14 protein-coding genes are annotated in these 13,750 nt (G+C 75.2%); 9 read left to right on the top strand and 5 right to left on the bottom strand.

The genetic code is table 11. The features are described from left to right. The first annotated feature begins 19 nt into the window (after nucleotides 1-19). Entirely contained in the window at nucleotides 20-901 is an 882-nt protein-coding gene (locus ACF061_RS24975; protein ID WP_392269189.1) for a YegS/Rv2252/BmrU family lipid kinase, read from the top strand. A 236-nt stretch (nucleotides 902-1,137) separates the two neighbouring features. Beyond that, the gene (locus tag ACF061_RS24970) at nucleotides 1,138-2,598 is read left to right on the top strand and encodes an aldehyde dehydrogenase family protein (RefSeq protein WP_392269188.1); all 1,461 of its coding nucleotides are present in this window, start codon (nucleotides 1,138-1,140) and stop codon (nucleotides 2,596-2,598) included. Nucleotides 2,599-2,683: 85 nt separating this feature from the next. Here the strand turns inward: ACF061_RS24970 and ACF061_RS24965 are convergent, their stop codons facing one another. Then, entirely contained in the window at nucleotides 2,684-3,067 is a 384-nt protein-coding gene (locus tag ACF061_RS24965) for a transglycosylase family protein (protein WP_392269187.1), read from the bottom strand. A gap of 197 nt (nucleotides 3,068-3,264) precedes the next feature. On the opposite strand from ACF061_RS24965, the gene ACF061_RS24960 reads away from it, so the two are divergent. The 7 genes from ACF061_RS24960 (at nucleotide 3,265) to hypE (ending at nucleotide 11,515) form a co-directional block, all read left to right on the top strand. Then, nucleotides 3,265-4,974 (top strand): enoyl-CoA hydratase-related protein, encoded by a 1,710-nt coding sequence (locus ACF061_RS24960; RefSeq protein ID WP_392269186.1) that lies wholly within the window; start codon nucleotides 3,265-3,267, stop codon nucleotides 4,972-4,974. Beyond that, nucleotides 4,971-5,573, top strand: a complete 603-nt coding sequence (locus ACF061_RS24955; RefSeq protein ID WP_392269185.1) for a hydrogenase maturation protease — start codon at nucleotides 4,971-4,973, stop codon at nucleotides 5,571-5,573. The genes ACF061_RS24960 and ACF061_RS24955 overlap by 4 nt, the downstream gene beginning before the upstream one ends. Before the next feature lie 71 nt (nucleotides 5,574-5,644). After that, the gene (gene hypB, locus ACF061_RS24950; RefSeq protein WP_392269184.1) at nucleotides 5,645-6,496 is read left to right on the top strand and encodes a hydrogenase nickel incorporation protein HypB; all 852 of its coding nucleotides are present in this window, start codon (nucleotides 5,645-5,647) and stop codon (nucleotides 6,494-6,496) included. Next, the gene (gene hypF / locus ACF061_RS24945; RefSeq protein ID WP_392269183.1) at nucleotides 6,493-8,844 is read left to right on the top strand and encodes a carbamoyltransferase HypF; all 2,352 of its coding nucleotides are present in this window, start codon (nucleotides 6,493-6,495) and stop codon (nucleotides 8,842-8,844) included. The genes hypB and hypF overlap by 4 nt, the downstream gene beginning before the upstream one ends. A gap of 112 nt (nucleotides 8,845-8,956) precedes the next feature. Then, a complete protein-coding gene (locus ACF061_RS24940) occupies nucleotides 8,957-9,292 on the top strand; it encodes a HypC/HybG/HupF family hydrogenase formation chaperone (protein ID WP_392269182.1) in 336 nt (111 codons plus the stop codon). Next, nucleotides 9,289-10,431: a hydrogenase formation protein HypD gene (gene hypD / locus ACF061_RS24935; RefSeq protein ID WP_392269181.1), complete on the top strand. Its 1,143-nt coding sequence runs from the start codon at nucleotides 9,289-9,291 to the stop codon at nucleotides 10,429-10,431. Before ACF061_RS24940 ends, hypD begins: the two co-directional genes overlap by 4 nt. Before the next feature lie 22 nt (nucleotides 10,432-10,453). Next, nucleotides 10,454-11,515 carry a hydrogenase expression/formation protein HypE gene (gene hypE, locus ACF061_RS24930; RefSeq protein ID WP_392269351.1) on the top strand — a complete coding sequence of 354 codons (1,062 nt, stop codon included), beginning with the start codon at nucleotides 10,454-10,456 and terminating at the stop codon, nucleotides 11,513-11,515. Nucleotides 11,516-11,582: 67 nt separating this feature from the next. Here the strand turns inward: hypE and hypA are convergent, their stop codons facing one another. The 4 genes from hypA to ACF061_RS24910 form a co-directional block, all read right to left on the bottom strand. After that, nucleotides 11,583-11,942, bottom strand: coding sequence for a hydrogenase maturation nickel metallochaperone HypA (gene hypA / locus ACF061_RS24925; RefSeq protein ID WP_392269180.1), 360 nt, complete (start codon nucleotides 11,940-11,942; stop codon nucleotides 11,583-11,585). A 70-nt stretch (nucleotides 11,943-12,012) separates the two neighbouring features. Beyond that, nucleotides 12,013-12,606: a DUF5947 family protein gene (locus tag ACF061_RS24920; protein ID WP_392269179.1), complete on the bottom strand. Its 594-nt coding sequence runs from the start codon at nucleotides 12,604-12,606 to the stop codon at nucleotides 12,013-12,015. Further along, nucleotides 12,603-13,208, bottom strand: a complete 606-nt coding sequence (locus ACF061_RS24915; RefSeq protein ID WP_392269178.1) for a NifU family protein — start codon at nucleotides 13,206-13,208, stop codon at nucleotides 12,603-12,605. Before ACF061_RS24915 ends, ACF061_RS24920 begins: the two co-directional genes overlap by 4 nt. Continuing rightward, on the bottom strand, nucleotides 13,205-13,750 hold a 546-nt coding region (locus ACF061_RS24910), incomplete at its 5' end, for a nickel-dependent hydrogenase large subunit (RefSeq protein WP_392269177.1). The genes ACF061_RS24915 and ACF061_RS24910, both read right to left, overlap by 4 nt.

Here is a 13,750-nt window from a genome sequence, read left to right as displayed (position 1 = left end):
TTCGCCCGGAGGCCCACCGATGCGACAGTTCACCGCCATCGTCAATCCCACCGCGGGCGGTTCCACCGGCGCCGCGGCGCTGTTGCGGGTGGGCAGGATCCTGCGGGAGGCGGGCGCCGGGCTGGAGACCGAGTACAGCCGCAGCCTCGTCCACGCCCAGGAGCTGGCCCGGCGGGCGGGGGAGCGCGGCCGGGTCGTCCTCGCCGTGGGCGGCGACGGCATCGCCGGCGGCGTCGGCGGGGCGCTCAGCGGCACCGGCACCGTACTCGGACTCGTCCCGGCCGGCCGCGGCAACGACTTCGCCCGCGCGCTCGCCCTGCCCGCCGACCCGTCCGCGCTGGCCGAGGTGCTGCTGCACCGCGCGCCACGCGCCGTCGACACCATCGAGGTGGAGTCGGCCGTCCACCCCCGCACCGTGGTCCTCGGCAGCGTGTACGCGGGGGTCGACGCGCTCGCCAACCGGCACGCCAACCAGGCCAGGCTGCTGCGCGGCGCCGCCTCGTACTACGCCGGCGGACTGCGGGCCGTCGCCACCTGGCGCGCGGCGACCTACCGCGTCACCGTCGACGGCGAGGAGCACACCCACCGCGGCTACACCGTGGTGGCCGCCAACTCGGCCTACTACGGCTCCGGCCGGAAGATCGCCCCCGGCGCGCGGGTCGACGACGGGCTGCTGGACGTGGTGCTGATCCGGGCCGCGCCGCGCCGGCTCTTCTTCGCGCTGATGAACGAGCTGAAGTCGGGCGCGCACGTGAACCGGCCGCAGGTGCGGATCCTGCGCGGCCGGGAGATCAGGATCGCGGCCGACCGCGAAGTGCCCTACGGCGCCGACGGCGAGGTCGAGGCCGTCCTGCCGGTCACGGCCCGGGTGCTGCCCGGCGCCCTCGCCGTCCTGTGCTGACCGGCCCGGTCCCCGGAGCGTGACGGGCCCCCGTCCGCGTGCCGCGCCGTGCCTTCGCGCCCTGCTCTTCCCTCGCCGGAGGGCCCGTCCGCCTCCGGTCGTGCCCGACGGCCGGAAGGGCGACCCTTGACGTAGCCGGGAGAGGGGAGCAGCATGCCGGTAATCACGTGAACGAATGTTCACTGTGCGAACACCGTGCGCGCCGCGCACACCGGCACCACCGAAGGGTCGCGATCATGCCCATAGCCCGTGAGCTGTTCATCGGCGGCAAGGACGTCCCCGCCGCTTCCGGGCGGACCGAGACGGACGTCAGCCCGCACACCGGTGAGGTGTACGCGACCGTGGCCGCCGCCGGACCGGAGGACGTGACCCGGGCGGTGGACGCCGCGGACGCCGCCTTCGAACAGTGGGCCGCCCTGGCGCCGTTCGCCCGGCGGGCGATCTTCCTCAAGGCCGCCGACCTGCTGGACGCCAGGGCCGAGGAGGTGGCCGTCCTCATGGCCCAGGAGGCCGGCGGCACCCGGCCCTGGGCGCACTTCAACGTCATGCTCGGCGCGAACATCCTGCGGGAGGCCGCCGCCGCGGTCACCGCGCCGCGCGGTGAGGTGCTCAGCGCCCAGGAGGAGGGCGTCCTCGGTCTCGCGGTGCGCGAACCGCTCGGCGTCGTCGCGGCGTTCGCCCCCTGGAACGCGCCGGTCATCCTGGGCGTGCGGGCCGTGGCCGCGCCGCTGGCCGCCGGCAACACCGTCGTCGTCAAGCCGAGCGAGGACGCGCCCATCGCCTGCGGGCTGCTCGTCGCGGACGTGCTGCGCGAGGCCGGCCTGCCGGACGGCGTGCTCAACGTCGTCACCAACGCCCGCGAGGACGCGGCCCGGATCGCCGAGGCGCTGATCGCCGACCCGCGGGTGCGGGCCGTCAACTTCACCGGCTCCACCGGGGTGGGCCGGATCATCGGCGAGCACGCGGCCCGCCACCTCAAGCCGGCCGTCCTGGAGCTCGGCGGCAAGAACGCGGTGATCGTGCTGGACGACGCCGACGTGGACCACGCCGTGAACGCCGCCTGCTTCGGCGTGTTCATGAACGCGGGTCAGATCTGCATGTCAGGCGACCGCGTCCTCGTCCACGAGTCGCTGGCCGAGGAGTTCACCGCCAAGTTCACCGCCAAGGTCGCCGCGCTGCCCGCGGGCGACCCCGCCCAGCCGCGGACCGTCGTCGGACCGCTGGTCAGCGAGGGGGCCGCGCGGCGCGTGGCCGCCCTGGTGCGCGATGCCGTGGACAAGGGCGCGAAGGTCCTCGTCGGCGGCGGGGAACCGGACGGCGCGCTGCACCCGGCCACCGTGCTCACCCAGGTGCCCGAGGACGCCGACCTGTACCGGGCGGAGGCCTTCGGGCCGCTGTGCGTGGTGGAGACGTTCCCGGACGACGACACCGCCGTACGGCTCGCCAACGACACGGAGAACGGGCTGACCTGCGGCATCATCACCGAGAACGCCACGCACGGCCTGACCGTCGCGCGCCGGGTGCGTACCGGGATCGTGCACATCAACGACCAGTCGGTGGGCGACGAGCCCAACGCCCCGTTCGGCGGCGTCAAGGCCTCCGGCTACGGGCGCTTCGGCGGCCGCTGGGGCATCGAGGCGTTCTCCGGCACCCGCTGGGTCACCATCGCCACCCAGCACGCTCACTACCCGTTCTGACGGGCCGCCGGTCGAAGTCCTCCGTTCGGATCCTGCGTGATCCGAACGGAGGACGCCGGGCGTCCCGGGCGGCGCGGGTACGCCGTCACCAGCAGCCCCAGGCGGACATGCCCTGGATCACGGCCAGCCGCCTGGCCACGGCGATCTGCTGCCTGCGCGTGGCCAGGTCGGCCCGTGGCGCGTACCGCCGTCCGCCGGCAGCGACCCAGCTCGACTGCTTGAACTGCAGCCCGCCGTAGTAGCCGTTGCCGGTGTTCGCCTTCCAGTTGCCGCCCGACTCGCACGCCGCGATGGCGTCCCAGTCGGGAGCGCGGACACCGGAGGGGAGCGCGGTCGCCGTGGGGCCGCCGGCCAGCGCGGCGGTGGTCGCCGCGACCAGCAGCGCCCCGCGCAGTGCGCGCCGGGACCGGTGAACCGGGGCCCCCGGGAGAGGGGCGGGGACCCTGTTGATGTTCTGCTGCCAGATCATGCACGGACTGTTACATAATATGAGCAGAAAGTAGCGAAACGACACGCCGGTGTGCTGGAACGGGCAGGACCGGTGCGTGACGCGGTGCGGGAGGAGCCGGGGCCTCGATCCGGATGGAGGAAGGGTCCCGGGGCAGTCGGCCGAAACGCCGCAGCGGTCCTTCCGTGCGTCGGACAAAGAGACGAATATGCCGCGTCATGGACATTCTGCTCGTCGCCAGCGCGTTCAACAGCCTGACCCAGCGGGTGTACGCCGAACTGTCGGACCACGGGCACCGGGTGGACGTCGTCCTCGCCTCGCACGGCGCCGACGCCGTCCGGGCCGCCGTGGCCGGGACGCGACCGGAACTCGTAGTCGCCCCGATGCTGAGGACGGCGCTCCCCGAGGACCTGTGGCGGGAGCACACCTGCCTCGTCGTGCACCCGGGGCCCCCGGGGGACCGCGGCCCGTCGTCCCTGGACTGGGCGATCACCGACCGGGCCACGCACTGGGGCGTGACGGTGCTCCAGGCCGAGGCGGCCATGGACGCCGGTGACATCTGGGCGGCGACGCCCTTCGAGACCGCGCCGGTCGGCAAGAGCGACCTGTACCGCAACGAGGCGTCCGACGCCGCCGTGGCCGCCGTGCTGCTGGCCGTACGGCGCTACGCCGAGGGCTCGTACAAACCGCGGCCGCAGAGCGACCCCGCGGTCGAGGTCACCTGGCGCGACCCCCTGCGCCAGCCGCGGCGGCGCATCGACTGGGACCGCGACAGCACCGACACCGTGCTGCGCAAGCTGCGCGCCGCGGACTCGCAGCCCGGAGTGCTCGACGAGGTCCACGGCCGCGAGGTCTTCCTGCACGGCGGCCACCCGGAGGACCGGCTGCGCGGCCGCCCCGGGGAACTGCTCGCCACCCGGGCCGGAGCGGTCTGCCGCGCCACCCGGGACGGCGCCGTGTGGATCCCCGAGCTCAGGCCGCGCAAGAACTCCGGCGACCCGGCGCCCTTCAAGCGCCCGGCCGCCTCGGTGCTCGGCCCCACCGCGCTCCCGGAGGCCGCCGCCCCGCTGGAACTGCCCCCCGAGCGGCGCACCTGGACCGACATCCGCTACCGGCGCCAGGGCGACGTCGGCTTCCTCACCTTCTCCTTCCCCGGCGGCGCGATGAGCACCGACCAGTGCCGCAGACTCCTCGCCGCCTACCGCCACGCCCTCGACCGCCCCACCCCCGTCCTGGTCCTCGGCGGCGCGCGCGACTTCTTCTCCAACGGCATCCACCTGAACGTCATCGAAGCCGCCCCCGACCCGGCCGCCGAGTCCTGGACCAACCTCAACGCCATGAACGACCTGGTCGAGGCGGTGCTGCGGACCACCGACCGGCTGGTGGTCGCCGCGCTCGGCGGCAACGCGGCCGCGGGCGGCGTCATGCTCGCCCTCGCCGCCGACGAGGTGTGGTGCCGCACCGGCGCCGTGCTCAACCCGCACTACCGCAGAATGGGCCTGTACGGCTCGGAGTTGTGGACGTACAGCCTGCCGCGCCGGGTCGGCGCGCGCACCGCCGAACGGCTGACCACCGAGGCCCTGCCGGTCAGCGCCGCCACCGCGCACGGCCTGGGTTTGGTGGACCGGCTGCTCCCCGTCCCCGCCGCCGGCTTCGCCGCCGAGACCGGCCGGACGGCCGCCGCGCTCGCCGCCGCACCGGACCTCGGCCGGCGGATCGAGGCCAAGGCGGCGGCACGCGCGCGCGACGAGTCCCGCCGCCCGCTCGCCGACCACCGCCGCGCCGAACTGGCCCGCATGCACGCCGTCTTCTTCGACCCGGGCGCCCCCTACCACGCACTGCGCTCGGCCTTCGTCCGCAAAGCGCCCGGCGGCTCCGCCCGCCCCCTGGCGCCGGCCGGCGACCCGCTCCCCGGGAACGTCCGATGACGGGCCCGGCCACGCCGCACGCCCGCCTCCTGGTCGCGGGCGTCGGCAACATCTTCCTCGCCGACGACGCCTTCGGCCCCGAAGTGCTGCTTGCCCTGCGGTCCCGGCCGCTGCCGTCCGAGGTGCGGGTACGGGACTTCGGCATCCGGGGCCTGGACCTCGCCTACGAACTGCTGGACGGGTACGACACCGTGGTCCTGGTCGACGCCGCCCCGCGCGGCCACCGCCCCGGCACCCTGTCCCTGATCGAGCCGGACCTCCCGGACGGCACCGCCTCGGCCCCGCCGGAGGCCCACGGCATGGACCCGGCCAGGGTGCTGGCCCTGGCCGCCCATCTCGGCGAGGGCCCCCTGCCGCGCGTGCTCGTGCTCGCCTGCGAGCCCGAGGCGGTGCCACGCGCGGACGAGGACATCATGCCCGGGCTCAGCACCCCGGTCCGCGCGGCCGTAGGCCACGCCGTCACGGCCCTGCACACGATGGTCCCGGCGCTGCTCGCCGACCCCGCCGCCACCCCGCCGTTGGGCCGCCCGGACGAATCCGCGCCGCCGCGGACGGCTGCGCTGCCGGACCTCGCGACCGGCGCGGCCCAGGATCGGTGAGGGCCCCGGCCCGCCCCCGCCGACAGCGAAGAGCCCCTCCCGCACCGACCCCCGCCCCGAGGAGAACCGCCATGTGCCGGTCCGTCGACGTCAAGCAGGCCGTCCTCGCCAGGAACGACGACCTGGCCCGCACCCTGCGCGAGGAGCTGACGCGGCAGGGCGTGACGGTGGTCAACATGCTGTCCAGCCCCGGCAGCGGCAAGACCGAGCTGCTCGGCCGGGTGCTGGCCCGCGCGGTCGGGCGGGGTGTCCCGGTGGCCGCGCTCACCGCGGACCTGGCCACCGAGAACGACGCCCGCCGGCTGGCCCGTTCGGGCGCCCCGGTGCAGCAGGTCCTCACCGACGGCCTGTGCCATCTGGAGGCCCGCCAGGTGCGCACCCGCCTGGCCGGCTGGCTCCCCGCCGACACCGCGGTGCTGTTCGTGGAGAACGTCGGCAACCTCGTCTGCCCGGCCTCGTACGACCTCGGCGAGACCCTGCGGATCGTGCTCATGGCGGTCACCGAGGGCGAGGACAAGCCGCTGAAGTACCCCACCGCCTTCGGCTCCGCCCACCTGGTCGTGGCCACCAAGACGGACCTGGCCGAGCCGGCCGGCTTCGACGAGGACGCCTTCCGCGCGAACGTGCACCGGGTCAACCCGGGGGTGGAGATCGTACGGACCTGCGCCCGCACCGGCGACGGCGTCGACACCGTCCTCGACCGGGCGCTCGCCGCCCGCGACGGAGCCCCGCCGCACCGCCCGCCCCTCGCCCCCCGCCCGCACGACCACACGCACGACCAGGACCAGGGCCACCCGCACGGCCACGGCGACGCGCACGGCCACGAACACGCGCACGGCCACGAACACGCGCCCGAGGACACGGCCGACCACCGGGCGCATCCCCACCCGGCGCCGGCCCCGGTGTCCTCGCCCGCCTCATGACCGCTCCCGCCGCCGGCCCGGTCCGCCGCCGGATCACCGTGCGCGGAACCGTCCAGGGCGTGGGCTTCCGGCCGTACGTGCACCGCCTCGCCGCCGATCTGGCGCTGGCCGGCTTCGTGAGCAACACCGCGAGCGGCGTCCTCATCGAGGTCGAGGGCCCGGCCGACGGCGTCGACCGGTTCTGCGACCGGCTGGCCCGGCAGCCGCCGCCGCTGGCCGCGGTGACCGGCATCGGCACCGAGGAACTCCCCGTCACCGGCGCCACCGACCCGTTCGGCATCCGCCCCACCGAGCGGTCCGCCGGACGCACCCACCTCCCGCCCGACACCGCCACCTGCCCCGACTGCCTGCGCGAGCTGGCCGCCCCGGCCGACCGCCGCCACCGTCACCCCTTCATCACCTGCACCCACTGCGGCCCGCGCTTCACCATCGCCACCGCGATGCCGTACGACCGCGCCGCCACGACCATGGCCGGCTTCCCCATGTGTCCCGCCTGCGCCCGGGAGTACGCCGACCCCGCCGACCGGCGCTTCCACGCCCAGCCCGTCGCCTGCCCCGACTGCGGCCCCCGGCTGCGCCTGGTGCCCGCCGAGGGCAGCGGCGCGCGTCCGGCCCGGGACGCCGACGCCCTGACGGCGGCCCGGGCCCTGCTCGCCGCGGGACGGATCGTCGCCGTCAAGGGAGTCGGCGGCTACCACCTGGCCTGCGACGCCACCGACGCGCGCGCCGTCGCCACGCTGCGCGCCCGCAAGGAACGCGGCGGCAAGGCGTTCGCGGTGATGTGCGCCGACCTCGCCACCGCGGAGCGGATCGCCGAACTGGGCGAGCGGGAACGCGCCACGCTCACCGGCCCCCGCCGCCCCATCGTGCTGCTGCGCCGGCGCGCCCGGCCGGACGGCCTCCGCCTCGCCGACGACGTGTGCCCCGGCAGTCCGCACGTCGGCGTGCTGCTGCCCTACACACCCGTGCACACCCTGCTGTTCGGACTGCCCGGCGATCCGCCCGGCCCCCGGGTGCTGGTGATGACCAGCGGCAACCGCTCCGGAGAACCCATCGTCACCGACGACGGCGAGGCGCTGACCCGGCTGGCCGGCCTGGCCGACGCCTGGCTCGCCCACGACCGCCCCGTCGCGTCCCCCTGCGACGACTCGCTGCTGCGGGTCCGCCCCGACGGGACCGAACAGGTGCTGCGCCGCTCCCGCGGCTACGTGCCCCGCCCGCTGCGCCTGCCGCTGCCGGTGCGCCCCGCGCTCGCGGTCGGCGGCGACCTGAAGAACGCGCCCTGCGTCGGCGAGGGCGACCACGCCTGGTTCGGCCCGCACATCGGCGACATGGGCGACCTGGCCACCCTCGGGGCCGCCCGGCGGGCCGAACGGCAACTGCTGCGGCTGACCGGGGTCGCACCCTCGGTGGTCGCCGCCGACCGGCACCCCGGCTACCACTCGGCCCGCTGGGCCCGCCGGCGAGCCGCCGAACTGCGCGCCGCCGAGCCGGTGCTCGTCCAGCACCACCACGCGCACATCGCCTCGGCGATGGCCGAGCACGGCCTGCCCGGCACCACACCCGTGATCGGCGTCGCCTTCGACGGCACCGGATACGGCGACGACGGCGCCGTGTGGGGCGGCGAGGTGCTGCTCGCCGACTACGCCGGCCACCGCCGCTTCGCCCACCTCACGTCCGCCCCGCTGCCCGGCGGCGACGCCGGCGTGGCCAACCCGTGCCGCCTGGCGCTGGCCCGGCTGTGGGCCGCGGGACTGCCCTGGGAGCCCGACCTGCCCAGCGTAGAAGCCTGCCAGCCCAAGGAACTCGCGCTGCTGCGACAGCAGTTGGAGCGGGGCCTGGCCTGTGTGCCGACCACCAGCATGGGACGCCTCTTCGACGCGGTGTCCTCCCTCGCCGGCGTCTGCCACCGCGCGCGCTACGAGGCCCAGGCCGCGCTGGAGCTGGAGGCGGCGGCCACCGAGGCACGGGACGCCGACACGGCGGCCTACCCCTTCGGGCTGACCACCGGAGCGGGCCCCGTCGGATGCGACCCCGCGCCCCTGCTGGAGGCGCTCCTCGCCGACCGGCGGCGCGGCACCCCGGCGCCCGTCCTCGCGGCCCGGTTCCACCGGGGGGTGGCGCGGGCCGTCGCGGAGATCTGCCGGCGCGCCCGCGCCGCCACCGGCCTGACCACCGTCGTGCTCAGCGGCGGGGTCTTCGCCAACGCCCTGCTGGAGGAGGAGTGCGCCACGCTGCTGAGCGGCGACGGCTTCGCCGTGCTGCGCCACGGCGAGGTCCCGCCGAACGACGGCGGACTGGCCCTCGGACAACTGGTCGTCGCGGCGCACGAGCGACGGCACGAGTGACCGGAGCGGCGGCGTCCGCGAGCCGCCGTACCAGCCGACCGGGCCGGCCGGACCCACGCGCGGGGGACCGCGCGGCCGGCGGACCACAGACAGCGACGAGACGGAGTGACCCATGTGCTTGGCAGTGCCCGGCAAGGTCGTGTCCATCGACCATCGAGCCGACCCGCTCACCGGCCTGATCGACTTCGGCGGGGTGCGCAAACAGGCGTGTCTGGAGTACCTGCCCGACCTGCGGGTGGGGGAGTACGTGATCGTGCACGTCGGGTTCGCCCTGCAACGGCTGGACGAGGAGTCGGCCCGGGCGTCCCTGGAGCTGTTCGAGCAACTGGGGCTGCTGGAGGAGGAGTTCGGCGACGCCTGGCAGCAGGCGGCCGAGCAGGCCGGGAACGCGGTGCCGGGGAGCCCGGGCGCCGTGGCACGCAAGGAGAGCGGGAGCGAGGCCCGATGAAGTACATCGACGAGTTCAACGACCCGGATCTGGCCCGGCGGCTGCTGGACGAGATCCGCGCCACGGTCACCCGGCCGTGGGCGCTGATGGAGGTCTGCGGCGGCCAGACCCACTCGATCATCCGGCACGGCATCGACCAACTGCTGCCGGACGAGGTCGAGCTGATCCACGGGCCGGGCTGCCCGGTGTGCGTGACCCCGCTGGAGGTCATCGACAAGGCACTGGAGATCGCCGCCCGCCCCGACGTGATCTTCTGCTCCTTCGGGGACATGCTGCGGGTGCCGGGCACCGACCGTGACCTGTTCCGGGTCAAGGGCGAGGGCGGCGACGTACGGGTGGTGTACTCCCCGCTGGACGCCCTCCAGCTGGCGCGCCGGCACCCCGACCGGCAGGTCGTGTTCTTCGCCATCGGCTTCGAGACCACCGCCCCCGCCAACGCCATGGCCGTGCACCAGGCCCGCCGGCTGGGCCTGGACAACTTCACCCTCCTGGTCTCCCACGTCCGGGTCCCCCCGGCCATCGAGGCCATCATGACCGCCCCCGCCTGCCGGGTGCAGGGCTTCCTGGCCGCCGGACACGTGTGCAGCGTCATGGGCACCGCCGAGTACCCGGAACTGGCCGAGCGGCACCGCGTCCCCATCGTGGTCACCGGCTTCGAACCGCTGGACGTCCTGGAGGGCATCCGCCGTGCCGTGCACCAGCTCGAACGCGGTGAGCACCGGGTGGACAACGCCTATCCGCGCGCGGTGCGCGAGACGGGCAACCCGGCCGCGCTGCGCATGCTGGAGGAGGTCTTCGAGGTCGCCGACCGGTCCTGGCGCGGCATCGGACGCATCCCCGCCAGCGGCTGGCGCCTCTCGGACGCCTACCGGGCCTATGACGCCGAGCACCGCTTCGACGTCACCGGCATCCGCACCGAGGAACCCGCGGTGTGCCGCGCCGGCGAGGTCCTCCAAGGCCTGATCAAGCCCATCGAGTGCTCCGCCTTCGGCACCGAGTGCACCCCGCGCACGCCCCTCGGGGCCACCATGGTCTCCAGCGAGGGCGCCTGCGCGGCCTACTACCTGTACCGCCGGATGAACGGCGCTCCGGCACAGGTCTCCCGTACCCAGCAGGAGGAGATGAACCCCGTTGGCTGAACTGGCTCCCGAGGTCTCCGACATGTCCGAGGCCCCCGTCGACCCCGCGAACTGGACCTGCCCCGCCCCGCTGCGCGACCAGCCGGTCGTGGTCATGGGCCACGGCGGAGGCGGCGCCCTGTCCGCCGAACTGATCCAGGACGTCTTCGCCCCGGCCTACGGCAACCCCACCCTGGCCGCCATGGGGGACTCCGCCGTCCTGGACCTCGGCGGCGCCCGGCTGGCGTTCTCCACCGACTCCTACGTCGTCCGGCCGCTGTTCTTCCCCGGCGGCAGCCTGGGCGACCTGGCCGTCAACGGCACCGTCAACGACCTGGCGATGAGCGGCGCCCGGCCCGCGTACCTCTCGGCGGCCTTCGTCCTGGAGGAGGGCGTGGAGCTGACCGTGGTCGACCGGATCGCCCGTGCGATGGGCGCGGCGGCCGAGGCGGCCGGCGTCACCGTGGTGACCGGCGACACCAAGGTGGTGGAGTCCGGCCACGGCGACGGCGTCTACGTCACCACCGCCGGCGTGGGACTCGTGCCCGAGGGGGTCGACATCCGCCCGCAGCGGGCCCGGCCGGGCGACGCCGTGATCGTCAGCGGCCCGATCGGCCTGCACGGCGTGGCGATCATGAGCGTCCGGGAGGGTCTGGAGTTCGGTGTCGAGGTCGCCAGCGACACCGCGCCCCTGGCCGATCTCGTGGCGGCGATGCTGGCCGTCACCCCGGACGTCCATGTGCTGCGCGACCCCACCCGGGGCGGACTGGCCGCCTCCCTCAACGAGATCGCCCGCGCCTCGGGCACCGGCGTCCGGCTGACCGAGCGCGCCGTGCCCGTCCCGGACGCGGTCGTCAACGCCTGCGGGTTCCTGGGCCTGGACCCGCTCTACGTCGCCAACGAGGGCCGGCTCGTCGCGTTCGTCCCGCCCACCGAGGCCGAGGCCGTCCTGGCGGCGATGCGCGCCCACCCGCAGGGCGCCGGCGCCGCGCTGATCGGCGAGTGCGTCACCGAGCACCCCGGCATGGTCGTCGTCGCCACCGGCCTCGGCGGCACCCGGGTGGTCGACCTGCCGCTCGGCGAGCAACTCCCGCGCATCTGCTGACCGGGAGAGCGGCGGCCCCGCCGACGCCCTCGGGCGCCGGCGGGGCCGCTTCCCGGCCGACCGCCCGTCACGGTCCGGTCGACGTCATCGGTTCGACCCCGGTGATCTCCAGCTCCCGCCCACTGCGCAGGTCCCGCGAGGGGCGGTCGCAGCGCGGGCACCAGAAGAAGGGGGGCATGCCGACCGCGAACTCGGCCGCGCACGGCCCGCAGTACGCCAGCGCGGTCACCCGCTCGACGACGAGCCGGGCCCCGGCCAGCGCGGTGCCCTCCCGGGCCACCTCGAAGGCGAAGTCCAGGGCGTCGGGCACCACGCCGGACAGCTCGCCCACCCGCACCGTCACCACCGAGACGGCGTCCGTCCCGTCGGCCCGGGCCAGCTCACCGGCCCGCTCCACGATCGCGCTCGCGATCGACAACTCGTGCACGGCCGCTCCCTGTCGTCCTCGTCGGCGTCGTCGTCCGTGGTCCCGCGTGCCGTCGGCCGCGCCGCGTCGCTCACCGCCGTTCGGTCAACTGCGCGAAGAAGTCCTCGACGGCGGGCCACACCCGGCCGCCGCCGGACAGGCCCCGCCACTCCCGGCGGACGACCGCCAGCATCCGCAGACAGTCGTCGACGGGCACGATCCAGTGGTGGTCGAGGCCGCGCACGGTGTTCACCAGCACCGCCTCCACCTCCGGTTCCATCGAGGCGAGTTCCGGGCGGCGCTCGGCCGCCCGCCGCCACGCCGCCGCGTCCACCTCCCACCGCATGGTCCCCGCCGGGCTCGGCCCCTGGGCGGTGACCGTGCCGTCGGCGTGCGGCACGAAGAAGACCAGGCCGACCGGCACGCCGAGGGCCTCCGTGTCGACCCGGCCGAGCCGGACCCGGCGCCGGGGAACGAGCCGGAAACGCCCGCCGCCGGCGCCGTCCCCGGCGAACAGCACCGAGCAGGGACCGCAGGCACAGCTCACCTGAGCCCGCTCGGCGTCGTACAGGTGCGGGTGCTCCCCGGGCACCGGGGCGGCGCAGACCTCGCACACCTGTGCCGCCGTCGCCGTCCGCTCGGCCGAGGTCCGGATCAGGCGGGCCAGCGCTCCGTCCACGCTCACCCGGCCTCCCGCCCCCGGGGCGCGCCCGCGCCCCGGCGCGTCACAGTGCCCAGCGGCACGAACGCGGGCGCCGTCCGCCCTCCGGTGGCGGCCGGCACCGGTTCCACCGCCGCCAGTTCCGGAGCGGCGGCGAGAACCGCCTCGCGGACCGCCTCGGCGACGTCCGCGGCGCCGCTCGCGCCGCAGCCCGAACCGCACCCGCCGCCCGAGGTCAAGCGCACCCGGGCCACCTGTCCCTCCAGGCCCGCCCACTCCACGTCGCCGCCGCGCTCGCGCACGGCGGGCCGCAGCCGTTCCACCGCCCGGACGGCCCGGCGCTCGGCGGACTCCGGGTGGATCGCGTGCAGCACCAGCAGGTGCCCCAGCAACTCGTCCTCGGTCAGGCGCCGGGCCAGTGCGGCGTCCGCCTGCTCCAGCACCCGGGCCAGCGCCTCGCCGTGGACCTCGGTCAGCAGCCGCACCGCCTCCAGCGCGGCGCGCACGGTCGGGCCCGGCGCGGACTCCAGCCCCGCGAGCAGTTCGTCGATCCGGGCGAGCCGCGCCTCCACCTCCGGATCTCCGAGCCTGGTGCCGGGTGTGTGGTGCTGCCCGGCGTCGGTCATGGGGTGGCTCCGTAGGTGGGGGTGTGGTGGGTGGTGAGGGTTTTGCCGTTGCCGAGGTACATGTGGACGCCGCAGGGGAGGCAGGGGTCGAAGCTGCGGACGGTGCGCATGATGTCGACGCCTTTGAAGGTGTCGGGTCCGTTTTCTTCGAAGATGGGTTGGCCTTGGACGGCGTCTTCGTAGGGGCCGGGGGTGCCGTAGTGGTCGCGGGGGCTGGCGTTCCAGGGGGTGGGTGGGTAGGGGTGGTAGTTGGCGATTTTCTTGTCTTGGATGACGAGGTGGTGGGAGAGGACGCCGCGGACGGCTTCGTGGAAGCCGCAGCCGATGGCTTGGTCGGGGACGTCGAAGTTCTCGTAGACCTGGGTGTGGCCGGCGCGGATGAGGGTGGTGGCTTGTTGGAGGAATTGCAGGGCCATGGCGGCGGCGTAGGCGATGAAGTAGGGGCGGGCGCGGTCGCGTTCGATGGTGTTGGACCAGCGGGGGATGTGCCATTCGAGGGTGGTTTCGGGGAGGGTGGGGCCTTTGGGGAGGTTGATTTGGAC

It is taken from the genome of Streptomyces sp. NPDC015220 (genome assembly GCF_043079345.1).
Taxonomy (GTDB): domain Bacteria; phylum Actinomycetota; class Actinomycetes; order Streptomycetales; family Streptomycetaceae; genus Streptomyces.
Note: the sequence above shows the minus strand (reverse complement) of the source record. Positions and strands in the feature narration are given on the sequence as shown.